Source organism: Flavobacterium sp. RSSA_27, assembly GCF_051547125.1.
Lineage (GTDB): Bacteria > Bacteroidota > Bacteroidia > Flavobacteriales > Flavobacteriaceae > Flavobacterium.
In genome coordinates this window covers 86,781-110,638 of sequence record NZ_JBPTTN010000005.1, presented here as the reverse complement: position 1 = coordinate 110,638, position 23,858 = coordinate 86,781, and the positions used below count along the sequence as shown (strand labels likewise).

Here is a 23,858-nt window from a genome sequence, read left to right as displayed (position 1 = left end):
GTTTAACTTTTCATTATTAATCGTACTTTTGTACATTAAAATTAAGAAAAATGCTTGTAGATTTTTATAAATACCAAGGAACAGGAAACGATTTTGTAATGATCGATAATCGCTCACTTTTTTTTCCAAAAGAAGATGTAGCACTTATTGAACGTTTATGCGATAGACGATTTGGTATTGGGGCAGACGGTTTGATATTACTCGAAAATGATACCGATACCGATTTTCGTATGGTTTATTATAATTCTGATGGGAATGAAAGCTCGATGTGCGGAAACGGAGGCCGTTGCTTGGTGGCTTTTGCAAAACAATTGAACGTTATTGATAATACTACAACTTTTATTGCCACAGATGGTTTGCATCACGCTACGATAGCCTCTGATGGCTTAGTTTCTTTGCAGATGATAGATGTAAAGGAACTCAAAATTACTCCTGAATTTTCTTTTTTGAATACTGGTTCACCACATCATGTGCAAATTGTAGATGACCTTGAACATTATAATGTAAAAGAGAATGGCGCAGCTATTCGATACAGTGATTTGTATGGCAAGGCGGGTAGCAACATCAATTTTGTTTCACAAATAAATGAAGATACTTTTGCAGTTCGTACCTACGAGCGTGGTGTAGAAGATGAAACTTTGGCTTGTGGTACAGGGGTTACAGCAGTTGCAATCGCTATGAATGCAACGGGAGTTACCACTTCTAATGCGATTCATTTGAAGGTAGAAGGAGGGAAGCTTGAAGTTTCCTTTGATCAAGAAGGAAGTCAGTATACCAATGTATTCTTAAAAGGACCTGCTCAATTCGTATTCAAAGGTCAAATCGAAATCTAATTATTCTAACATCTTGATGAATACATTAAAAGGAAACACGATTTATTTGCGAGCTCTAGAGCCCAATGACTTGGAGTTTGTGTATGCTATGGAAAACGACCAAAGCATTTGGGAAGTGAGCAACACCCAAACTCCCTACAGTCGCTACTTGGTCAAGCAGTATTTAGAAAATGCCCATCAAGACATCTATGAAGCCAAACAATTGCGGTTAGCGATATGTAAGGACCAAGATTTTCCTGCGGTTGGACTCATTGATTTGTTTGAATTTGATCCTAAAAATAATAGGGCAGGAATTGGAATCGTTATTCAGGCTGAAGGGAATAGAAATCAGCAAGTAGGTTCTGAAGCTTTGGAACTTTTGATTCGGTATTCTTTTTATGACTTGAATTTACATCAGCTTTATGCAAATATCAGCGTTGAAAACACCGCTAGTATTGCTCTTTTTACTAAATTTGGCTTCGAAAAAATTGGAACAAAAAAAGATTGGATTTTAGTACATGGTACGTATAAAGACGAGGCTATCTTTCAGTTAATTAATCATAAATTTTAAAATTTTATATTTTGAACGTAAAAAAAATCATTTCAATTGGAGCTGTAGTCATTGCCGCTGTATTGTTAATCTACGGTTTCGTTTTGATTCGTCAAATCTTTAGTGCCAATACTAAATTCAGTGAGGAAAAAGTATATGTTTATGTTCCTACGGGTTCTGATTATGAGGCGGTCAAAAAACTCATTTCGCCTTATGTTGAAGACATGCAACGATTTGAATTGGTTGCTGGGAAAACCAGTTATCCAGAAAATGTAAAGTCAGGTCGATTTTTGCTAAAAAATGGAATGAATAGTTATGATTTGGTGAAAACCATGCGAATCAATGATCCTGTTAGATTAGCTTTCAACAACCAAGAGCGTTTAGAAAACTTAGCAGGACGTGTGGGCTCACAAATCGAACCGGATAGTATATCGTTATTGACTACTTTTAAAGATTCGACTTTCCTTAAAGAAAACGGTTTTACAGAGGATAATGTTTTTGTAATGTTTATTGCCAATACTTATGAAGTGTATTGGAACATTACAGCCGAAAAATTCCGTGATAAAATGATCAAAGAATACCGTACTTTTTGGAATGAAAAAAGAACAAAACAAGCGGATCAACAAGGGTTATCACCTGTTACAGCTACGATTTTAGCTTCAATCGTTCATAAAGAATCGGTAAAAAAAGACGAAAGACCTCGAATTGCAGGAGTGTATTTGAACCGAATGAAACAAGGGATGCCTTTGCAAGCAGATCCTACTGTGATTTTTGCCTTAAAAAAGAAAAGCAATGATTTTAATCAAGTTATAAAACGCGTGTTTTACAACGATTTGTTCCTGAATTCGCCCTACAATACCTATAAAAATATTGGTTTGCCTCCAGGACCAATTGCTATGCCTGATATCACAGCACTTGAAGCGGTTTTGGCACCTGAAAAACACAATTATATTTATTTTTGCGCTAGTGTAGATCGTTTTGGTTACCATGAGTTTGCTGCTACTTTGCCAGAACATAATAGTAATGCCAAAAAGTATTCAGATTGGATCAACAATCAAGGTGTAAAACGATAATTATCGCCTTTCGAAATATCATGTTTCGATTGCTACTTTTTTTTTGGAGCACTTTTGGGCTATTTGCACAAGAGGCTCCAAACTCTTTTTTTACCCCATCCGATTCTTTAAATATTCAAAGACGGAACGCTGTTATCATTACCGAAACGGTGTTGGGAGGCGCTACTTTGGTCGGACTGAATCAACTCTGGTATGCGGATTATCCCAAATCAAATTTTCATTTTATAAATGATAATGCCGAGTGGTTGCAGATGGATAAAATAGGTCATTTGTACTCAGCTTATCATTTGGGTCGTTTTGGTGCCGAAGCTTTACAATGGAGCGGCGTTCGAAAACAAGATCAACTGATTTATGGCGCTACTTTAGGTTTTGCCTTTTTGTCTATTGTCGAAGTGATGGATGGTTATTCTGCAGAATGGGGAGCGTCATCTGGTGATATTTTGGCCAATACCCTTGGAACTGGGCTTTACGTTTCGCAAGAGTTACTTTGGAAGGAACAACGAATTACTCCTAAATTTTCTTTTCATACTACTTCATTTGCTGCTCAAAATCCCAATAAATTAGGCAGCACTTTTTCAGAACAACTACTGAAAGATTACAATGGGCAAACCTATTGGTTATCGGTCAATATGCATTCTTTTTTCAAAGGTTCTAAAATTCCAAAATGGCTCAATTTAGCATTTGGATATGGTGCCGATGGAATGCTCTCCGGAATTGACCCAACAGATCAACGATACAGACAGTTTTATCTCAGTTTTGATGTCGATCTTGCGAAAATTACTACTAATTCTTCCTTTTTAAAGACCTTTTTTTCGGTTTTTAACACCATAAAAGTACCTGCTCCCACTTTGTCATATAGCGCTACAAGAGGTTTTAAGGCACACTCATTGTATTTTTAACAATTTTTAACTTACTGTTTTTCAGTCTCCTTTTTTAAAGTGGTATCTTTGCGTGTAGAAATTTCACAAGGTGACAGCGCGTGAAGAAAACCAATTTATGATAAAGAAATGGTATTTTTTCTTGAGTTTAATGGGTATTGTTACCTTTTTAAGCTTAGGTTTTAAAAACGAAAAAAAGAGCCTCAGTCCGGTGGTTCAACCTGTAGAAAAGGAAACTACAAATTTAGCTTTTCCTTCCAACGAAACGTCTCATAGAGACATTCCCTTTACCAAGAATTTATTTGTAGGTTTCAAAGAAGCCTTAGCTCACAAAGAATCTAGAGGTAAATATCAGAAAGTAAATTCTTTTGGTTACTTAGGGAAATACCAATTTGGTGTGCAAACACTTCGAGCGATTGGTGTACAAAACCAGCATCATTTTTTAAACAATCCAGCATTACAAGAAAAAGCCTTTATTGCGCTTTTGTCCAAAAACAAATCCTTGTTGCAATCAGTTATCGAGAAACACGAAGGAACCGTAATTGATGGAATTTTGATTACCGAGTCTGGTATTTTGGCTGCCGCACATTTGGCAGGAGCCGGAACAGTAAAGAAATTTTTCAGACACAATGGCAAAAGGTATTTCCGTGATGCTTATGGAACTTCATTACGAAGTTATTTAAAAGCTTTTGGAGGATACGACACCTCGTTTATTGTGGCCAATAGTAATGCAACAGTGCATTCTATTTAAATTTTTTACAATTATTTTAAAGTAAGCTATGATTCAACTCATAGCTTTTTTTTTGAGCAGGAAGACAATACTCATAGGTTATCATCGTACAGCGAACCATTAAACGGCTACTGCTCAGTGCAAACCTGTCAGGTTTAATCTAATTGCAGCCTCTCTAATTTTGGTTCCATAGCCAAAAACGGCAATTGCTCAATGCAAACCTGACAGGTTTTTAAAACCTGTCAGGTTTGAAATTATTCCTTCAACAATATCTCCAAAATACTAATTGCAGCCTCGCTAATTTTGTTTCCAGAACTAAAAACGGCAATTGTTCAGTGCAAACCTGTCAGGTTTGATATCCAATTATTCCTCCATCAATATCTCCAAAATACTAATAGCAGCCTCGCTAATTTTAGTTCCAGGACCAAAAACGGCTACGGCTCCAGCATCAAAAAGGAATTGGTAGTCTTGCACTGGAATGACGCCACCTACTACTACCATAATATCTTCGCGGCCGTATTTTTTGAGCTCTTCAATCACTTGAGGAACTAAGGTTTTGTGACCTGCTGCCAAGGATGAAACACCAAGAACATGTACATCGTTTTCTACGGCTTGTTTGGCCGCTTCTTCTGGTGTTTGAAATAATGGGCCAATGTCTACGTCAAAACCTACATCGGCATAACCAGTGGCTACTACTTTGGCTCCACGGTCGTGTCCATCTTGCCCCATTTTGGCAATCATGATTCGGGGTCTTCTTCCGTCTTGTTTGGCAAAAGCATCGGCAAGTTGCTTGGCTTTTTCAAAACTTTTGTCGTCTTTAATTTCTTTGCTATACACGCCACTAAAGGATTTAATTTGTGCTTTGTAACGTCCAAAAACCGTTTCTAAGGCATCGCTTATTTCGCCAAGGGTTGCTCGGTTTCTCGCTGCTTCTACGGCTATTTCTAATAAATTGCCTTCATTGGTTTTGGCACAATGAATCAATTTTTCGAGACTACTTTTTACTTTTTCAGCGTCTCTGTTGGCTTTGATTTTTTCCAATTGCGCCAATTGTTGTTTGCGAACCATTTGGTTGTCTACATCCAAAATCTGCAAAGGATCTTCTTTTTCCAATCGGTATTGATTGACCCCTACAATAATATCTTGTCCGCTGTCGATTCGCGCTTGTTTTCTAGCGGCAGCTTCTTCAATTCTCAACTTTGGAATACCGGCTTCAATGGCTTTGGTCATACCGCCCAAGGCTTCCACTTCTTGAATCAATTGCCAAGCTTTTTCGGCAATTTCATTCGTAAGGCTTTCTACATAATAACTGCCTCCCCAAGGGTCTACGGTTTTGGTAATTTGGGTTTCTTCTTGTAAATAGATTTGGGTATTTCTTGCAATTCTCGCTGAGAAATCGGTGGGTAACGCAATGGCTTCATCTAGTGCGTTAGTATGTAGTGATTGAGTGCCTCCAAAAGCAGCGGCAGCCGCTTCTACTACGGTTCGTGCTACGTTGTTAAAAGGGTCTTGTTCGGTTAAGCTCCAGCCAGAAGTTTGACAATGCGTTCGCAAGGCCAATGATTTTTCATCTGCAGGGTTGAATTCTTTGAGCAATTTGGCCCAGAGCATTCTGCCCGCACGCATTTTAGCGATTTCCATAAAATGATTCATTCCAATGGCCCAGAAAAAAGATAATCTTGGCGCAAATTCATCGATTTTCATTCCGGTTGCTAAACCCGTTCGAATGTACTCTAACCCATCGGCTAGGGTGTAAGCCAACTCAATATCTGCGGTAGCTCCTGCTTCTTGCATATGGTAACCAGAGATGGATATAGAGTTAAACTTTGGCATTTTTTTGCTGGTAAATTCAAAAATATCAGCAATAATTTTCATAGAAGGAGTAGGAGGATAGATGTAGGTATTTCGCACCATGAACTCCTTTAAAATGTCATTTTGTATCGTTCCCGAAAGTTGTTCCGGAGCTACGCCTTGTTCTTCTGCTGCTACAATATAAAAAGCCATGATAGGTAAAACAGCTCCATTCATAGTCATGGATACCGACATTTCTTGCAGTGGAATTTGATCAAACAAGACCTTCATATCTTCCACGGTGTCAATGGCTACACCTGCTTTTCCAACGTCTCCAACCACACGTTCGTGATCGGAATCATAGCCTCTGTGCGTTGGAAGATCAAAAGCAATTGAAAGTCCTTTTTGACCCGCGGCTAAATTGCGTCGGTAGAAAGCATTGCTCTCTTCTGCAGTAGAAAAGCCCGCATATTGGCGAATCGTCCACGGTCTACGAACATACATCGTCGCATATGGTCCACGCAAGTTTGGCGCAAAACCTGCACCAAAATCCAAATGCTCTAAGGTTTCGATGTCTTTTTCAGAATAGGTAGGCGGAATCGTAATCCCTTCCGCTGTTAGGAAAGGCTCTTGATTAGGGATACTAGCACTTTTTGTGGAATGGTCTAAGGTAATATGTTGAAGGTCTTTTCTTTTCATGGCTGAATAGTAATGGTGAAACGTTTTGGTTGGAATAAGCTTACTCTGTGGCGAGTCGTTCTTGTTCGATTTTTTCGGCCAAACGTTTTTCAATTATCGGGGTAATCAGTGTTTTTCGTGGATTGATTTTTACAAAAGGAAACAATTCCAAATCGTTTTTCATCCGATCGGTTGGGTTGGGGTGTTTGTTGGTTCCCAATAATATTTTTTTACCAGCATCAAATAAAGCTTGTTCCTTGTCGGCACTTTCTTGGATTTTTCTTTTGACTGTTCCTTCTTTCAATTGTTTTAAGAAACCACCGTTTTTTTCGATGTCTTTAAACAATTGAAGCGCTTTTTCTGCTAACTGTTGTGTAATGCTTTCTATATAATAACTTCCGTCCGCTGGATTGTTGACTTTGTCGAAATACGACTCGTTTTTCAAAATCAACAATTGATTTCTAGCAATACGATCTCCAAATTCGTTGTCTTTGTGGTACAAGGCGTCATAAGGCAAATTAGCCACCGCATTGGCTCCTCCCAAAATAGCACTCATGCATTCTGTTGTGGTTCGTAGCATATTGACATTGTAGTCGTAAATCGTTTTGTTTCTTTTAGTTGGAGTGGCTAGAATATGACAATCGATATCCAATTCATAGGCAGTGGATACGATTTCAAAAAGTTGGCGTATGGCTCTTAACTTTGCAATTTCGAAGAAGTAGTTACTTCCTATGGCGACTTGAAACACCACACTTTTCTTGCCATTCGGGATATGGTTGAAATACTCATTGGCATGCGCTAAACCATAGGCTAATTCCTGAACCATAGTGGCTCCTGCATTTTGATACAAGCCCATATTGACACTCAATAGTGAGCAATTTTGGGTACTGTTAAAAAGCGATTTAAGGGTCTCGAAATTGTCTTTTTCTGCTGATGAAAACCAATTGCCGTCTTGGGCTAATTGTCCGATAGGATCCAATAAGCAAAAAATAGTGGCCTCTTTTTCTTTGGCAATTTGATCGATTTTTGTAACGAAATCGATTGAAAGAAATTGGAAATGAAAATATAGGGTTGTTGTCGCTAAAGGAAGTGCTGCCAATAATTTTTCTATAGCGATGTTTTCATTAGGAATCGTAAATCGGAGGCTAGTTGCGCCACGTTGGATCGTATCTAAAGCTCTTTCGATGGTTTTGTCTAAGTCGTGAACAAAAATATTTTGACAAATACTAAAGGCTGTAGCTTGGGTGTGAACGTTAGCTCTACCTTTTACATCTTCTTTGTCGTAGAATGGTTTTACTTTTATTTCCTCTGGGGAATTCCAAATCACTGTTTCGTTGTAATCGGCACCTTTGAGTTCAAATTGGATTTTTTGTTTCCATTGTTTTGCCGAAACAGGATTGAAATCTTCAAATAGATTGTTCGCCATTGTAATTGTATTAGTTGGGGTCGTTTTTTGTAATGCTATCACCTTCAAATTCTATGATATAAATATCTTCACTATCTTTTTTCATGTAGTATTTTTCGCGAGCATATTTTTCAACTTGTTCAGAATTGTGTAATTGTTGAATGTGTTGTTTGTCTTTTTTGATTTCCTCTAGGTAGTATTTTTTGTTTTCTTCAAGTTCTTGTATGTCTTTGTCTAGAATTTTATGATCAAAATAAGAATAGGTATCCAAAAAAGTCATCCAAACAAGGAATGATAAGGTTACCCAAATGTATTTGTTACTGAGTAATTTGAACCATTTTTTGTCTTTATAGGGATTGATCATGGCTAGTTAAGGAATCAAAAATTGTTGGTTTACAAAATGCGTTGGTTGATGACAGCACGAACTACATCGATAGCTACGGTGTTGAATTTGTCATTAGGAATAATAATATCGGCGTAAGCTTTTGTTGGTTCTATAAATTGCTCGTGCATCGGTTTTAAGGTGTGTTGGTAGCGGCTCAATACCTCTTCCATGTCGCGCCCTCTCTCAGAAATGTCTCTACGTAATCTGCGGATTAAACGTTCGTCAGAATCGGCATGAACATAAATTTTGATGTCGAATAAATCACGCAATTCAGGATTGGTAAATATTAAAATTCCTTCTATAATCATTACTTTTCTGGGGTGAGTAATGACTACATCGCTGGTTCTGTTGTGTTTGATGAAGGAGTAAACAGGTTGATTAATACTATTTCCTTGCTTTAGTTCTTTTAAATGCGTAACAAGTAATTCAAAATCGATCGCTCTTGGATGGTCAAAGTTGATGTTGGAGCGTTCCTCATAACTCATATTTTTGTTTTCTTTGTAATAAGAATCTTGAGAGATGATACCCACTTCAGCATCAGGTAGTTCGTTCATGATTTGATGTACTACTGTTGTTTTTCCACTTCCGGTTCCTCCCGCAATTCCTATGATGAGCATACTAACGTTACTTTTAAATTTTGATACAAAAATAAGAATTAAAAGAGATACGGATTTGTTTTTGCAGACTATTTTTGAAAGTCTTGTTGCTGAAAAGATTAGGTGAGAGTTGTTTTGAAATGGGATGGTTTTTTAGATGACCACAAATAATCAAAATATTAGCTTTTAGCCCCGGGAGGAGTGGCATCCTTTGCTGCCGGGGTTCGGCAGCAAAGATAGAACGGATCACGGGACGATGTTTCCTGGTAAGCCCATTTTTTCTGCTCCTAATGGAAACAATAATAATAGTTGTGTTGTTGTATTTACATTTTGTGCACAATAAAAATAGTAGGGCGTTTGTGTAAGTCTACTTTTTCTTTTTTCCACGCCGCTATTTTTTTGGTTTTGATGTATTCGGTGGGTAAGGTGATATCGGTGGCTACGCAAAGATGGGTCTCGGGATGTAGGATTTGAATTAAATCTTCGAGTAGTTTGTTGTTGCGATAAGGGGTTTCGATGAAAATTTGTGATTGGTTTTTGTCGAAAGATACTTTTTCTAAAAACTTCAAGGCAGATTTTTTCTCTTCTTTTTCGATAGGTAAGTAGCCGTTGAAGGTGAAACTTTGTCCATTCATCCCAGAAGCCATAAGGGCTAAGAGAATAGAGGAAGGGCCAACCAATGGAACAACTTGTATGCCTTTGTCGTGTGCTATTTTTACAATGACTGCTCCCGGATCGGCTACGCCTGGGCAACCAGCTTCGCTCATTAATCCCATGTTTTTTCCCTCAAGCAAGGGTTGGATCATAGCCAAATGCTCTTTGTTTTCGGTATGCTTGTTTAGGGTAAAAAGCACCAACTCGGATTGTTTTTTTTCGGGCTGTACTATTTTGATTGATTTTCTGGCCGTTTTTTCGTTTTCAACTATGTAATGGTCAATAAAATCGATGCTTCTTTTGATGGTTTGCGGCAAAACATCCATAGGGTCGCAATCGCCCATAGTGGTTGGAATTAAATACAGTTTGCCGAAAGAAGAAGTTGTAGTCATAGCCTTTTTGCTAATGGTGATAAAAGGGAATTTGAGAAAGTGTTAACCGTGTTTTGAGATTAATTTAGTAGCAATCACATCGCAAACTTCGTCTAGCATTTGATATACATTTTCAAAACCATTGGCTAAACCGTAGTATGGATCGGGTACATCGACATTTTCTCCTGGAAATAATTCGTTCAAAATCATTTGAACTTTGTTTTTCTGGGTGTCGTTTTTAGCCATTTCAATCACAGTATCATAATTGGAGGCATCCATTACATAGATATAATCGAAGGTATCGAAATCTTTGGTGCTAAATTGCCTTCCTTTTTGATGCGCAATCGAAAGGTTATGGCGCTCTGCTACTGCAATGGAACGCTTGTCTGGAGAATGTCCAATATGCCAAGAACCCGTTCCAGCAGAATCAACTACAAATTGATTCATAGGTAGTTTTGAAGCTAATATTCCTTCAGCCAAGGGCGAACGGCAAATATTGCCTAAACATACCATTAAAATCTTTACAGGCATAATCCGCGTTTATAGCGTTAATTTTGAGTTGATATCGTCAACAAATTTTTTGAATTGTTTGTCTGTCGCTACTAAGTTGTCTACTGTTTTGCACGCGTGTAAAACTGTAGCGTGATCGCGGTCGCCTATTTGTGAACCAATATTCGCTAGAGAGGCTTTAGTGAATTTTTTGGCAAAAAACATCGCTAATTGGCGGGCTTGAACCACGTGTCTTTTTCTAGTTTTAGATTGTAGGGTTTCTAAATCCAGTTGGAAGTAATCTGAAACAATTTTTTGTATGTAATCGATAGATATTTCTCTTTTGACGTTTTTGACAAATTTCTCCACCACACTTTTGGCCAACTCAATGGTTACTTCTTTTTTGTTGAAAGAAGATTGTGCGATTAACGAAATGATAGCGCCTTCTAATTCACGAACGTTTGACTTGATATTACGAGCAACATACTCAATGATGTCATCCGGAATGTCAACACCGTCACGATATAAAATGTTTTTAAGAATCGAAATTCTAGTTTCGTAATCGGGTTGGTGCAACTCTGCAGACAATCCCCATTTGAAACGTGACAACAAACGTTGCTCAATATCTTGCATGTCTACAGGAGCTTTATCCGACGTTAAAATTACTTGCTTACCGTTTTGGTGCAAATAATTGAAGATGTGGAAAAATACATCCTGAGTTCCAGATTTACCAGATAAAAACTGAACGTCATCTATAATTAGAACATCGATTAATTGATAGAAGTGAATGAAATCGTTGCGGTTGTTTTTCTTAACTGAGTCGATGTATTGTTGTGTGAAAATTTCGGCTGATATGTATAAAACCGTTTTTTCAGGATATTTGTCTTTAATCTCTACACCAATAGCGTGTGCTAAGTGTGTTTTTCCTAATCCAACGCCACCAAAAATCAATAACGGATTGAAAGAAGTTCCTCCTGGTTTGTTGGCAACAGCCATACCTGCAGATCGAGCCAATCTATTAGAATCTCCTTCTAGGAAATTATCAAAGCTATAGTTTGGATTCAATTGAGATTCAATTTTTAGATTGCGTATGCCTGGAATCACAAATGGATTTTTTAATTCTGGATTCAAATTTTTGATAGGAGCATCTACTTCTTGTGGTTTCATAGCCACACGATTGGCGCTAGGCAACTGTTCTGTATAAGGTTGTTTGTTGCCATAAGTATTCTCCATTTTAATTTTGTAAAGCAATTTTGCGTTCTTACCCAATTCTTTGGTAAGGGCCACTTTTAATAATTTTACATAGTGCTCTTCTAACCATTCGTAGAAAAATTTACTTGGTACTTGAATGTATAAAGCATTGTCGGTTAGCTCAACTGATTTGATAGGCTCGAACCAAGTTTTGTACGCTTGCTCTTGGATGTTGTCCTTTATGAAAGATAAACAGTTTTCCCATACCGATTGTGCAGTTTTATTCATAGATTTGGCGAAATAATTTTAACTTTAATGATGAGTGAAACGTAAAAAAACAATGAGTTTTTATGTTTTTTTGACGTTAACAAAAATGTGAATAATTTTTTTTAAAAAAAAATTAAACTGTCATTTTTTTTCAAAAAAAAAGTTGTAAGAAGATTAAAATATAGCCTAATTTATATAAGTATTTAGCAATGAGAGAACAGCTAGTAGAAGTCAGGGTACGGTATTCTGAAACCGACCAAATGGGTGTAGTTTACCACGGAAATTATATACCCTATTTTGAGATTGGACGAGTGGAATGGCTTAGAAGTCAAGGGGTTTCCTATAAATCAATGGAGGAGAATGGAATTGCGCTTCCTATTGTTTCGATGAATATAAATTATAAGAAACCAGCTCGTTATGATGATTTACTTACGATTCGCACCCGTTTTAAAAGTCAGACGACAGTGAAGATTGAATTTGAGTGTGCTATTTTCAATGAAGCTCAAGAGTTGTTAACAACTGCAGATTTTGTGCTTGTTTTTGTCTCAATAAAGACTGGTCGACCAACGGCTCCCCCACAAAATATTTTGGAACTTTTAAAAACTATCGACTAACAACAAAAATCATCGATAAAAAACATAATTTACCCTTTTTTTTCAATTTGAATCTCAAACATATTCTCAAAAATGTCGAATACCATTTCGGCATTTTTTTTTCGAATACAGCATTCAATTTTGCCAATTGGTAAATTCGTTTCCGTATCGATTTCCATTTCTTGATTTACAATTTGAAGATGCTTTTCTTTTATGACACGCATGACCTTGTTCATGTTCTTATAATCGAAAGTGATTTCGAAAAAGACATCAATAGTTTTCTCCACAATTTCACTCGCTTCTATCGCTAATTGAGCTGTGGTTTTGTAGGCTGCAATTAATCCGCCCACTCCTAATTTGGTGCCGCCAAAGATGCGAACCACTACTATTAATATATTCGTTAGACCATATGATTGAATTTGTCCATAAATTGGCGTCCCGGCCGTATTGCTCGGTTCCCCATCGTCATTAGCCCTAAAAACCACCGATTCGGTCCCAATTTGATACGCATAGCAATAATGCACCGCATGCGGATGTTCTTTTTTGAGGGTCTCGATAATGGGTTTTACTTCCTCCTCGCTGCTAATCGGAAAAGTGTATCCAAAAAACTTACTGTTTTTCTCCTTAAACAATATGGGTTCGTTAGGTGCAGCAATAGTTTGATACGTGTCTTTCATTCGGTGTACTTCTCCAAAAGGGATATTTTTTGATGCAAAAGTAGTTTTTTTTTGGAGCCCAACCCAAGGTATTTTCAGTAGGCATGGGTTCCCGCTATCCGCTATATCTTTTTTTTATTTCACCCTGTCAGGGTTCAAAACCCTGACAGGGTGAAATAAAAAAAAGGATGCCGCTCCACACGAGCGAAGCGAACTGGCGAAGCAATCGGGGCTAAACGAGGAACAACAGGCTTTTTTGGTTACATTTTAAAAATTTTATCCCAAGTTGTTCTTTTCGAATAAATCCACAACATCTTCTTTACCGACTTGAAGGTTCCAAACTTGAAGTCCGAGCGCTTGAGCTGCATCAGTGTTTTCTTTTTTATCGTCTACAAACAAGGTTCTTTTGGGTGACAAATCATTTTGTTGCAAAACGTGCAAATAAATTTCGGCATCGGGTTTTCGCATGCCTACTTCAAAAGAAAAATACACTTTTTCAAAACATTGGTAAAAAGCGCCATAAAACGAACTTCCTGTTTTTTGTTCAAAGGTGTCAATATGAATCTCGTCGGTATTGCTCAACAAAAATAAGCGGTATTTTTGCGATAATAATTGTAAAAATTCTAAACGATACAAGGGAAAATCAAGTAAGACTGCATTCCAAGCTGCAAGAATTTCTTCGTGACTCGCATTGGGAATTTGTTTTTGAAAACCGTTTAAAAAAGCTTCTCGTGTACAATCGCCTTTTTCAAAAGCGATGTTTAGAGCGTCCAATTCTTTATTCCAAGCCTTGAGACCCAATGCTTGTAACTGGTCTTGCGTGGCTTGCTTGTCTAGATTGATAAATACATCTCCAAAATCAAAAATGATAGCATTAATCATGATTGCTAAGTATTAAAAGTTCGTCTGTTGCAATTCTTAACTTTATTGGATTTTCTTTTTGGAGTATCGGTGCTTTTGTTCCAGAATGAAATGAAACTGCTCCAATAAAAATCCGTGCTTCATCCCACATATTCAAATCAATAAAATGCTGAATGGTAGTGGTGCCACCTTCAATAATAACAGATTGAAGACGGTGATCATATAACCTTTGCAGGAGTTGTGGTACAATGTTTTGATTGAAATCTAGAGTTTCAAAAGTACAATTTTCCTTGTTTTCCTTGTGTTTTTTTGAGGTAAAAATCAGTGTCGGAACACTTTGGTCTAATACAAAACTTCCTTCAGGTAGGCGTCCTTCTCGGTCAATTAGTATTCGAGTTGGATGTTGTCCGTGCCAATCTCTAGTGTCTAACTTTGGATTGTCGGCAAGTACCGTTTGTGTTCCCACCAAAATTGCCTGCTCTTCACTACGCCATTTGTGTACCAATTGACGTGAATAGCTATTGGTAATCCAAATCGGAGCGCGTTCGTGATTCGGTTTTGGTGATGGAGCGATGAAACCATCTTGGCTTTCGGCCCATTTTAGGATAATGTAGGGGCGTTTTTGGTTGTGAAATGTAAAAAAGCGTTTGTTGAGTTCTTGGCAATCTTTTTCGAGTACACCAACAGTCACTTCAATGCCTGCATTTTTCAAACGTTCTATGCCTTTTCCTGCCACTTGATGGTTAGGATCTACCGTTCCAATAACTACTCTTGGAATTTCACTTCGAACAATCAAGTCAGCACAAGGTGGTGTTTTTCCAAAATGACTGCAAGGTTCAAGACTTACATAAATAGTAGCGTCTTTTAATTGCGATATGTCTTTTACTGAATTGATGGCGTGCACTTCTGCGTGAGGTTCTCCGGCTTTTTTGTGCCAACCTTCGCCAATTATTTTTCCGTTGGCGACTATTACACTTCCCACCATCGGGTTAGGGTACGTAGTACCTAAGCCATTTTTGGCTAGTTCGATGCAACGTTTTATATAAGTTTCATTTGAGTTCACTATGCAAAAGTACTATTTTTTGGGAGTTAGATTTCGTTTTCTTTGAGCAACACGTTCGCTTTTATGTGTAATGGCCACGAATTACACTAAGAAAAAAAAAATTCAAAGTATTTTAATTTGCTCCTCCTTTTACAAGTCACACAATCTTTAAGCCCTATTATTTGTGTGATTTTATTCCAATTTAGATTGCATTCAAGCTGCAATTTGTGAATTCGTGGCTGATTTTAAAAAAGCGAATGCCTTATAGTTTTGCTAATTTGTCAATTAACAATGCTATTTTTGTCAGACTAACCAAAGAAGATAAAGTACAATGACATCTTGGACTATTAGAAAAATTGAAAAGAAGGACAATCCAGCCGTAGCAAAGCTAATTAGAGCTGTTTTTGATGAATTGGAAATTCCAAAAGTAGGCACCGCCTATGAAGACCCCTATTTGGATTTGATGTTCGAGGAATACAGCAAGCCACGTTCTGTTTATTTTGTGGTGGAGCAAGAGGGCGAAGTAGTTGGTTGTGCAGGTATTGCGCCTTTGGCCAATGAAAAAGAAACCATTTGTGAATTGCAAAAAATGTACTTTTTACCAGCCACTCGAGGAAAAGGAATTGGTAGCGAAATGATGGCTACTTGTTTGCAAGCGGCCAAAGCGTTTGGTTTTGAGCAGTGCTATCTCGAAACGATGCCGTTTATGCATTCCGCTCAAAAGTTGTATAAGAAAACAGGTTTTGAGTACTTGTGTAGTGCAATGGGCAATACTGGTCATAGCAGTTGTCCGGTTTGGATGCTGAAAGATTTGTAAACACTACTTTTAAATCAATAGTTAACCGCTAATTATGACAATAAGAGCCTACAGAACTCATTTTATTCAGGAACTTTCTTCTATTTATGAGGAAGGCGAGGCCGAAAGTTTTTTCTATTTGATTTTGGAAGCCAAGCGCCAACTCAAAAGAATCGATTTGGCCTTGCAACCTGATTTGACTTTTTCTGAGGTCGAACTCGTGGTTTGGAATAGCATTTTGGAAGATTTAAAAAAAGAAATTCCGATACAGTACCTTTTGGGAAAAACCAATTTTTATGGATTGGATTTTGAAGTTAATGAAAACGTGTTGATTCCAAGACCCGAAACCGAAGAGTTGGTCGAATGGATTCTTGAGGATTGTGACAAAACAGATACAACAGCAGAATTTTCAATTCTTGATATAGGAACGGGAAGTGGTTGCATTCCGATTAGTTTGAAGAAACAGTTGCCAATGGCCAAAGTTTCGGCTATTGATGTTTCGGAGAAGGCTTTGGAAGTGGCAAAAGGCAATGCGAAGTTAAATGGAGTAGAAGTAAATTTTATACTGCAAAACATTTTGGAAACAACCGATTTGTTGGAAAGCTATGATGTCATTGTTTCGAATCCGCCCTATGTTCGCAATTTAGAAAAGCAGGAAATCAAGAACAATGTGTTGGAATATGAGCCGCATTTGGCATTGTTTGTAGCCGATGATGATGCTTTGATTTTTTACAGAAAAATTGGAACGTTAGCATTGAAAAGTTTGCGTCCCAACGGAAAGTTGTTTTTTGAAATCAATCAGTATTTGGGCAAAGAAACGGTTGATTTGTTAAAAGATTTAGGTTTTCAAAACGTGGAATTACGAAAAGACATTTATGGAAACGATAGGATGATTTTGGCTTCTTTGTAGCTGAGCACTTGCTGTAAAATATTTAATTAATTATTTTTTGTCAGTTCGAGCGCAGTCGAGAACAGCTTGTGAATCTCGACTGCGCTCGATTTGACAGTACTTCTAGAGTATTTTAATCTAGTTTTTGTACAAAAAGGAGTATGGATTTGATTGTTGATTGATGATTTTTGATGTCAAATTTGAAATCTTTACTCGTTGTTCCGCGTGAGGGCAATGTCATTAAGTTAAGAGGAAAAAGAAAAAAAATAGCACGCAGATTCAACAGATTTTACTGATTTTTTTGCGTAAATCTGCGAAATCTGCGTGAAAATAAAAAGAGTAATTCTTTAACTTAATGATATTGCGCGTGAGGGATAGGAGCTAACTACCGAAGTAGTGCGTATAGCCCGACCGCATAAAAAAAAGGGACCGACTAGCACGATTGCTGAGTAGGTCCCTTTTTTTTATGGGGTCACGCCCAAATATTTATTCATATCGCAATGCCTCAATTGGGTCGAGTTTGGAGGCTTTTATCGCGGGATACAATCCAGAAACAATGGCAACCATAAAACTAGTAGCAAAAGCGGCTAAGATGGCGCCCCACGGAATAACGAAAGCAAAATCCATAGCGCTCGCGATACCAAAACCGATTAAGATTCCGAAAAAGATTCCGACGAGTCCGCCGATTTGACCAATGAGTAAGGTTTCGATAAAAAACTGAATGGCTACGGTCGATTTCTTGGCGCCTAAGGCTTTTCGAACGCCAATTTCTCGGGTTCTTTCGGTAACCGAAACTATCATAATATTCATTAAAGCGATGGAAGAACCAAAAATGGTAATCACCCCAATGAGCCAAGCAGCTAAACCTAAATATTGAGTGATGCCTAGAATTCGGTTGATTAAATCATCGCTGCGCACTACGCCAAAGTTGTTGTCTTTTACGGGGCTTAATTTTCGCACGCGACGCATTACGCTAGTGGCGTTGTCTACGGCTTGGTCCAACAATTCTTTTCGACCCACCATTACGCTCAAACTGTAATTGATGTTCGGGGCACTAAAGAGCGAACGCGCTACTTGAATCGGAATCAATACGCGCAAATCTTGACTGTTGCCAAAAGTGGAACCCTTTTCTTTGAGCACGCCTATGACTCTGAATTTGGCTCCGCGAATCGAAATGATTTTGTCGATAGGATTGACGTCCTTCAAAAGTCCTTTCTCAAAATCCGAACCTACGATACACACAAAGGCATTGTTGGCAATGTCAAAACTCGTAAAATTTCGCCCCGCACTAAATTCCAATCCCGAATTCACCGCATACATTTCGTCTACGCCTACAATTTTGTTTTCTGGGTCTGTTTTGGTGTTCAGGTATTTCACTTCGGCAGCAGAGCTTGCGGTAAACGAAATTGAAGTCTCGGTAAAAGGATATTTGTATTTGTTTCTAAACGCTACGGCATCTGGGTAAGAGATAATCGGGTTGATGATTTCTCGTTCGCCGCCGCCACGGTTTCGCGTTGTATTTTCGTATTGATTGATGTTGAAAGTATTGGCACCCATTGAGGCAAAATCCGACGAAATTTGATTTTCTAAGGCCGCCACCACGGTCAAAATTCCCACCAAAGCCGTGATTCCAATAGCAATAATCAGTACCGTAAGAATGGTACGCAGCAATTGCGTTTTGATTGAACCCAACGCAATTTTAATATTTTCTTTGAATAATTTTAGCATCATGTAAGTTTGTCACGAAAATACAATTTTTGTTACAAGTTTGGTTTTCAAAAAACACTAAATTTCACCAAGCACTTCGGATGTAAAGCAAAACTTAAATGCCCTAACATTTCTTATATGGTTCAAAATAAAACAGTAATGACTTATATGTTATTCAACTTTGCGAACCTTGCGTAAAACTTTGCGAACCTTGCGGTTAAATTTAAAAAATCGAACACTTTGCTAGAAGTATTACTCGAAAAAGAAGCTACTTTTATCCAGTTTTGTAAGGGATTAGTGTTATATTTGGAAGACATAAAGCGAATTTAGTAACATTTGGTTTGAATAGTAAAATGAGTTGTAAGAAGAAGTAGGAGAAGTTTGTTACTAATCAATTTTTAAATATCATTGAGAATGAGTGAAAATAGATTTACTTGGGTAGAAACACATAAGGAGTTAGTTGATATAATTAGACAAAAAAGAAATCAACAAATTCAATTAATTCATGTTTTAAAAAAAGTTGGAATATCTGGATTGCATGATGAAAATGTCCAAGGGGAGAGATTTGAATTGAAAGAAATTGACCCCTTTTCATTTTTTTGTTATTTATACAAATATGGTAGTAGGAGAAGGTTAAAATACCTTCAAGATATTGCCAAGGAGTTTAATGTTTTTTTTCCAACAGATGATTTTGGAATCCCGTCGGTAAATGCTCAAAAAGTATGTTTGTTTCCATATGAATCATCAAGAAAAAAAAACGAAATTAGTAGACTTTGGGATTTTTTTGAAAGTGCAATTAAAGGAGAAATAAAAAATGAACAGTTTGAAGATGTTTTACAAATAAAATCTACTGGCAAGGCTAAGCTAACAGAAGGTTTGTTTTCTATTTTGCCTGAAAATTTTTTTCCTATTAACGGTCCCACCAAACCTTATCTTAAAGAAGTACTTGGAATTGATCCAAAATTTAATACATACACAGAATATCTTTCTATTTTAAAACAGATAAAATTAAAAGTAAGTATTCCATTTTATGAATTGTCCTATGAGGCTTGGAAATGGAATGATGAGAAAAAAAAAGTTAATTATTGGATTTTTCAAGGCAATCCAAAAGTATTCAATTTTGAAACTGCATTACGTGATGAAATCCTAACAGATTGGACTGTTAGTGCTCACAAAGATAAAATAAAAGTTGGAGACCAAGTAATATTATGGATCACTGGTGATAAATCAGGATGTTATGCACTTGCAGAAGTAACTTCTGAGCCTCACCAAAAGATACCATCCCCAGATGACCATTTGTGGAAGGGAGAAAATAAAAGCTCCTTAAAAGTAGGAATTAAAATAACCCACAACTTGGTTGATTATCCAATTCTTAGTGAAGAAATTGCTGATATAGAAGAATTGAGCAATTTAAAGGTTGGAAACCAAGGAACAAACTTTTCTGCGACTGAAGAAGAATATCAGGCAATTTTAGATTTATCTCAAAGCATTAATGAAAAACAGTATTGGCTTTATGCACCTGGAGAAAATGCCTCTTTGTGGGATGAATTTTATCAACAGGGTATTATGGGGCTTGGTTGGGATAAAATTGGTGATTTATCGAAATTACAAAGTCGTGATGAAATTAAAAAAGCTCTAGTAAAAGCATACAGTGGAACAGGTTCTAAGAAAAATGATGTTTCCGCTAATGATGATTTTCTTAATAAAGTCAGAATTGGTGATATAATAATTGCCAAAAAAGGACGAGGAGAATTACTTGGATATGGAATTGTTATGTCAGATTACATCTTCGATGAAAACCGAAAGAATTTTCAAAAGACACGAAAAGTTGAATGGAAACTCAAAGGAAATTGGAGGACTGATTTCAGTCTTGTTTTAAAAACACTAACGGACATTACAAAATATAGATCAGATCACGCTGATTACAGTAAATACTACGAAAGACTATTGGGCATAATGGGACAAAATAATAAAATTGTAGAGAAAGAAGGTATGAATTTTGCTTTAAATACTATTTTTTACGGCCCTCCTGGAACGGGGAAAACCTACAATACAATTTTGAGAGCTGCCGAAATAGTTGAAAATAGAAAGATTGATTCTTATGATGAAGCATTAAATATATTTAAAGACAATCTTCATAATAGAATTGAATTTATAACTTTCCATCAAAACTATAGTTATGAAGATTTTATTCAAGGCCTAAGACCAGAAACAGATAATAAATCATCATTAACATTTGATAAGAAAGATGGTGTTTTTAAAAAAATTGCGGAGAAAGCCTTAGAAAACATAAAACTATCAGAGAAAGCTCCAGAAGAGCTTTCTAACGAAGCCTTATTTGACAATGCTCTTGAAAAATTCAAAGAAGTTGTAGAAGAAAATGATTCTAACTATCCAATTAATGAGACGGCCTATATTATAGAAGTTGAAGTGGATGCTTTCCGATATACTGCCGATAAATGGACAAACCATGCAAATGGTTTACGAATGAAATTTAGTGACTTAAAAGAGTTTTATAAAAACGGAGTAAAAAGCAGAAAAGATGTTAAACAATTAAACAACATTTCAGGGTTGGCTAGTCAACACGCAACGTATTACTTTTTAGTTTACGAGAAGATAATAAAACTCTTGCCTAAAAAGATAGATGCTCTAGTAAAAGTTGAGAAGAAAAATTTTGTGATTATTATCGACGAAATCAATCGTGCTAATATTTCTCGTGTTTTTGGAGAACTCATCACTTTAATAGAACCTGATAAAAGATCAAATGGTGCGATACCTTTAGAAGCGAGATTGCCTTCTGGTGATTCATTTATTGTTCCCTCCAATTTATACATTATCGGAACAATGAATACTGCAGACAAATCAATTGCGTTACTTGATATTGCGCTGAGAAGGCGTTTTGAATTTGAATCTATGTATCCATTGTATGAAATTAATGGTTCTGAAATTTTCGATAAGGAGATATTACTCAATATAAATGACCAAATAATAAAATCTAAAGGGCATGACTTTCAAATTGGGCATGCTTACTTTATGGGTGAGAATGAAGATTTAATACAGAGAATGAATAAAAAAGTAATTCCACTCTTGTTAGAGTACTTTATGAATGATGAAAAAGAAGTAAAAGGCATATTATATAATGCAGGTCTTCAAATTGAAGAAGATTCATGGCCAATTAAAATCACAGGTAAACGTGCTTAATTTATTTGAATATCAAAACAAAATAGCTATCAAAGATGATTTTGATGGTCTAGAAAGTTTTTTAGATGAAATTTGGGCAAAACGCGAAAAGAATTCTTTTTACTCTGAAAATTCGGAAGACAGAATAGAATCGCAAAGATTTCTTCAATTTATCCATAAAACCAATGAATTAAAATCAAACAAATACGTTGGAGTAATTCAATTTAATGGCAACAAGATAAACCTTTTGCCAAAAATATTTTTCGATTCAAACAGAGAATATAAAACTGAAGAAGTAAATCAAATTCAAAATCATATTTTATGGTGGTTAAGCTATTGTAGAAAAATTAAATTCCCCAATTACCAAGCTTCACTCGGTAGTGCAAAAAGTGATTTTTTCGAAGTTCTAATTTATTTATTCTCGAAATACACAAGAGAGTTATTGAGCAGTTCCATTTACCAACAATACGAGGAGGTTAATAAAGAATTGTCATTCATGAAAGGTAGATTAAATATTAACGAGTACATAAATGAAAATATTAGTAAAGGCAGATGGCATCATTTAAATTGCACTTACGATGCATTTGTATTTGACAATGAATTTAACCGCATTATCAAATATGTATCAACCATATTATTCAATGTAACTGCAAGTCAAGACAACAAAAAGAATTTAAGAGAAATATTGTTTATACTAGATGAAGTTTCAGACAAAAAAGCAAGTGCTGAGCAATGCGAAAAAATAACTTTTAACCCAATGTTTGGCGAATTTGAAACTGTAAGAGATTATTGCAAGTTATTTTTGACAAACTGCGTTTCATTTGACTATAAAAATGATTTAAAACTCTTTGCCTTTCTTCTTCCAATGGAGTACGTCTTCGAGGATTTTATTTTTGGATTTATTGAAAAGGAAATTCCGTCAATTGTAGCAAAGGCTCAACGCAGTGACATTTATCTAGACGAATCAAAAGCATTTAATCTTAAACCAGACTTATTCCTAAAAACGGAATTCAAATCTCTAATAGCTGACACTAAATACAAAATTGTTTACTCGGATGAAAAAGATCCTAAAAAAGGAATTTCTCAAAACGACCTTTATCAAATGCTTGCTTATGCAGTTCGTTTTGAAGTTGACGAAATAATTTTGTTTTATCCAGATACAATAAAACACAATCAAGAAAATTCAGCAGAAATATTTATTAAAGACACCTTAGCAAATAATAAAACAATTTCAATTAAAGCATTTCAATTACCAATAATAAATAAAGAGTTACTAAAACAAGAACTAAATACAAAAACTGACTTAAATGATTTGTTCGACCTGACAAAAAATGAATTAAAAGAATCAATTGAAAAAATATTAGTTCAAAAATAAAATGACACCACCAACCCTCACAAAAACACAATTCGACAACTTTGTTTGGATAGATATTTGCCAACCCAACAAAGAAAATCTAGATAAAATTGCCCAAGAATACCAATTGGATTATTTTCAAATTAAAGACAGTTTGGAGCGAGGCCATTTGCCTAAATTTGAAAAGCAGCCCAATTATAATTTTTTAATTCTAAGAGCTTTTACGCCGAGAATGGCCAGTAAAGCGACAACCATCAATGAATTGTCGCATAAAATCGCCTTTTTTTACAACGGACACAAAATCATCACGATTCATCGCAATCCGTTTGCATTTTTGGAAACGGTAAAAAAAGACCACAAAACGCCTGAGGAGATTTTGATTTATCTCATCCACAAAATGGTAGAAACTTATCAAGTTCCTTTGAACGACTTGGACGAAAAAATCATTCAAATCGAAAAGACGATTTTCCTGCAAGACTATTCCAAAATATCTCTGGAAGAGCTGTATTTCTTGAAAGCGCAAACCCGTATCACCAAAAAACTATTGCAGATTTTTCAAAATGTCATTCACCAACTCGAAGTGAATGAATCCTCTAGTACCGCTTTGCAAGACATCAAAGACAAGCTGCTGAGTTTGCTACTCAATTATGACGAAGTGCTCGAAAATGCGAACAATTTACTGAATACCTATCTATCGGTTAACGCACAAAAAAGCAATGATGTGATGAAATTGTTGACCATTTTTTCTGCTTTCTTTTTGCCTTTGACTTTTATTGTGGGTATCTATGGAATGAACTTTGAACATATGCCCGAGTTACAATGGCCTATGGGGTATTTTATGATCTTGGGTGCGATGGTAGTCATTGCATTGGTCATTTATTTTTGGTTCAAAAGAAAACGCATTCTCTGA

22 protein-coding genes are annotated in these 23,858 nt (G+C 36.4%); 11 read left to right on the top strand and 11 right to left on the bottom strand.

Features of this window, described 5'->3' with window-relative positions; genetic code table 11:
* Positions 1–50: 50 nt before the first annotated feature.
* The 5 genes from dapF (at position 51) to ACSVH5_RS08305 (ending at position 4,064) form a co-directional block, all read left to right on the top strand.
* Positions 51–833: a diaminopimelate epimerase gene (gene dapF, locus ACSVH5_RS08325; protein ID WP_438060981.1), complete on the top strand. Its 783-nt coding sequence runs from the start codon at positions 51–53 to the stop codon at positions 831–833.
* Between the two features lie 16 nt (positions 834–849).
* Positions 850–1,383 carry a GNAT family N-acetyltransferase gene (locus tag ACSVH5_RS08320; RefSeq protein ID WP_438060980.1) on the top strand — a complete coding sequence of 178 codons (534 nt, stop codon included), beginning with the start codon at positions 850–852 and terminating at the stop codon, positions 1,381–1,383.
* An 11-nt stretch (positions 1,384–1,394) separates the two neighbouring features.
* Complete coding sequence (mltG, locus tag ACSVH5_RS08315; RefSeq protein ID WP_438060979.1) at positions 1,395–2,435, top strand: endolytic transglycosylase MltG; 1,041 nt, start codon at positions 1,395–1,397, stop codon at positions 2,433–2,435.
* Between the two features lie 20 nt (positions 2,436–2,455).
* Positions 2,456–3,334, top strand: a complete 879-nt coding sequence (locus tag ACSVH5_RS08310; protein ID WP_438060978.1) for a DUF2279 domain-containing protein — start codon at positions 2,456–2,458, stop codon at positions 3,332–3,334.
* 97 nt (positions 3,335–3,431) lie between these two features.
* Positions 3,432–4,064: a peptidoglycan-binding protein LysM gene (locus ACSVH5_RS08305; protein WP_438060977.1), complete on the top strand. Its 633-nt coding sequence runs from the start codon at positions 3,432–3,434 to the stop codon at positions 4,062–4,064.
* A gap of 342 nt (positions 4,065–4,406) precedes the next feature.
* Here the strand turns inward: ACSVH5_RS08305 and scpA are convergent, their stop codons facing one another.
* The 7 genes from scpA to dnaA form a co-directional block, all read right to left on the bottom strand.
* Positions 4,407–6,533 carry a methylmalonyl-CoA mutase gene (gene scpA / locus ACSVH5_RS08300; protein WP_438060976.1) on the bottom strand — a complete coding sequence of 709 codons (2,127 nt, stop codon included), beginning with the start codon at positions 6,531–6,533 and terminating at the stop codon, positions 4,407–4,409.
* A 40-nt stretch (positions 6,534–6,573) separates the two neighbouring features.
* On the bottom strand, positions 6,574–7,938 hold the full coding sequence (locus ACSVH5_RS08295; RefSeq protein WP_438060975.1) for a methylmalonyl-CoA mutase subunit beta: 1,365 nt from the start codon (positions 7,936–7,938) through the stop codon (positions 6,574–6,576).
* Between the two features lie 10 nt (positions 7,939–7,948).
* On the bottom strand, positions 7,949–8,281 hold the full coding sequence (locus tag ACSVH5_RS08290) for an FtsB family cell division protein (protein ID WP_438060974.1): 333 nt from the start codon (positions 8,279–8,281) through the stop codon (positions 7,949–7,951).
* Between the two features lie 29 nt (positions 8,282–8,310).
* Entirely contained in the window at positions 8,311–8,919 is a 609-nt protein-coding gene (gene udk / locus ACSVH5_RS08285) for a uridine kinase (RefSeq protein ID WP_438060973.1), read from the bottom strand.
* 302 nt (positions 8,920–9,221) lie between these two features.
* Complete coding sequence (locus ACSVH5_RS08280; protein ID WP_438060972.1) at positions 9,222–9,944, bottom strand: SAM-dependent methyltransferase; 723 nt, start codon at positions 9,942–9,944, stop codon at positions 9,222–9,224.
* Between the two features lie 42 nt (positions 9,945–9,986).
* Complete coding sequence (locus ACSVH5_RS08275; RefSeq protein ID WP_438060971.1) at positions 9,987–10,454, bottom strand: low molecular weight protein-tyrosine-phosphatase; 468 nt, start codon at positions 10,452–10,454, stop codon at positions 9,987–9,989.
* Positions 10,455–10,463: 9 nt separating this feature from the next.
* A complete protein-coding gene (gene dnaA / locus ACSVH5_RS08270) occupies positions 10,464–11,891 on the bottom strand; it encodes a chromosomal replication initiator protein DnaA (protein ID WP_438060970.1) in 1,428 nt (475 codons plus the stop codon).
* 188 nt (positions 11,892–12,079) lie between these two features.
* Here dnaA and ACSVH5_RS08265 point away from each other — a divergent pair, with 188 nt between their 5' ends.
* Positions 12,080–12,484 (top strand): acyl-CoA thioesterase, encoded by a 405-nt coding sequence (locus ACSVH5_RS08265; RefSeq protein WP_438060969.1) that lies wholly within the window; start codon positions 12,080–12,082, stop codon positions 12,482–12,484.
* A 29-nt stretch (positions 12,485–12,513) separates the two neighbouring features.
* Here the strand turns inward: ACSVH5_RS08265 and ACSVH5_RS08260 are convergent, their stop codons facing one another.
* The 3 genes from ACSVH5_RS08260 to ribD all read right to left on the bottom strand — a co-directional run bounded on the left by ACSVH5_RS08260 (position 12,514) and on the right by ribD (position 15,043).
* Positions 12,514–13,140: an IMPACT family protein gene (locus ACSVH5_RS08260; protein WP_438060968.1), complete on the bottom strand. Its 627-nt coding sequence runs from the start codon at positions 13,138–13,140 to the stop codon at positions 12,514–12,516.
* Between the two features lie 255 nt (positions 13,141–13,395).
* The gene (locus ACSVH5_RS08255) at positions 13,396–14,001 is read right to left on the bottom strand and encodes an HAD family hydrolase (protein WP_438060967.1); all 606 of its coding nucleotides are present in this window, start codon (positions 13,999–14,001) and stop codon (positions 13,396–13,398) included.
* Positions 13,994–15,043, bottom strand: a complete 1,050-nt coding sequence (ribD, locus tag ACSVH5_RS08250) for a bifunctional diaminohydroxyphosphoribosylaminopyrimidine deaminase/5-amino-6-(5-phosphoribosylamino)uracil reductase RibD (RefSeq protein ID WP_438060966.1) — start codon at positions 15,041–15,043, stop codon at positions 13,994–13,996. The genes ACSVH5_RS08255 and ribD overlap by 8 nt, the downstream gene beginning before the upstream one ends.
* Positions 15,044–15,353: 310 nt before the next feature.
* Here ribD and ACSVH5_RS08245 point away from each other — a divergent pair, with 310 nt between their 5' ends.
* Together ACSVH5_RS08245 and prmC are read left to right on the top strand one after the other, a co-directional pair.
* Positions 15,354–15,839, top strand: a complete 486-nt coding sequence (locus ACSVH5_RS08245) for a GNAT family N-acetyltransferase (protein ID WP_438060965.1) — start codon at positions 15,354–15,356, stop codon at positions 15,837–15,839.
* A gap of 34 nt (positions 15,840–15,873) precedes the next feature.
* Positions 15,874–16,728 (top strand): peptide chain release factor N(5)-glutamine methyltransferase, encoded by an 855-nt coding sequence (gene prmC / locus ACSVH5_RS08240; RefSeq protein ID WP_438060964.1) that lies wholly within the window; start codon positions 15,874–15,876, stop codon positions 16,726–16,728.
* A gap of 465 nt (positions 16,729–17,193) precedes the next feature.
* Here prmC and ACSVH5_RS08235 read toward each other — a convergent pair whose 3' ends face one another.
* Positions 17,194–18,438 (bottom strand): ABC transporter permease, encoded by a 1,245-nt coding sequence (locus ACSVH5_RS08235; RefSeq protein WP_438060963.1) that lies wholly within the window; start codon positions 18,436–18,438, stop codon positions 17,194–17,196.
* Positions 18,439–18,828: 390 nt separating this feature from the next.
* Between ACSVH5_RS08235 and ACSVH5_RS08230 the strand changes: the two genes are divergently transcribed.
* The 3 genes from ACSVH5_RS08230 to ACSVH5_RS08220 are packed head-to-tail and all read left to right on the top strand — an operon-like array spanning position 18,829 to position 23,858.
* Positions 18,829–21,615, top strand: coding sequence for an AAA family ATPase (locus tag ACSVH5_RS08230; protein ID WP_438060962.1), 2,787 nt, complete (start codon positions 18,829–18,831; stop codon positions 21,613–21,615).
* On the top strand, positions 21,569–22,969 hold the full coding sequence (locus ACSVH5_RS08225) for an McrC family protein (RefSeq protein WP_438060961.1): 1,401 nt from the start codon (positions 21,569–21,571) through the stop codon (positions 22,967–22,969). Before ACSVH5_RS08230 ends, ACSVH5_RS08225 begins: the two co-directional genes overlap by 47 nt.
* Before the next feature lies 1 nt (position 22,970).
* Positions 22,971–23,858: a CorA family divalent cation transporter gene (locus ACSVH5_RS08220; protein ID WP_438060960.1), complete on the top strand. Its 888-nt coding sequence runs from the start codon at positions 22,971–22,973 to the stop codon at positions 23,856–23,858.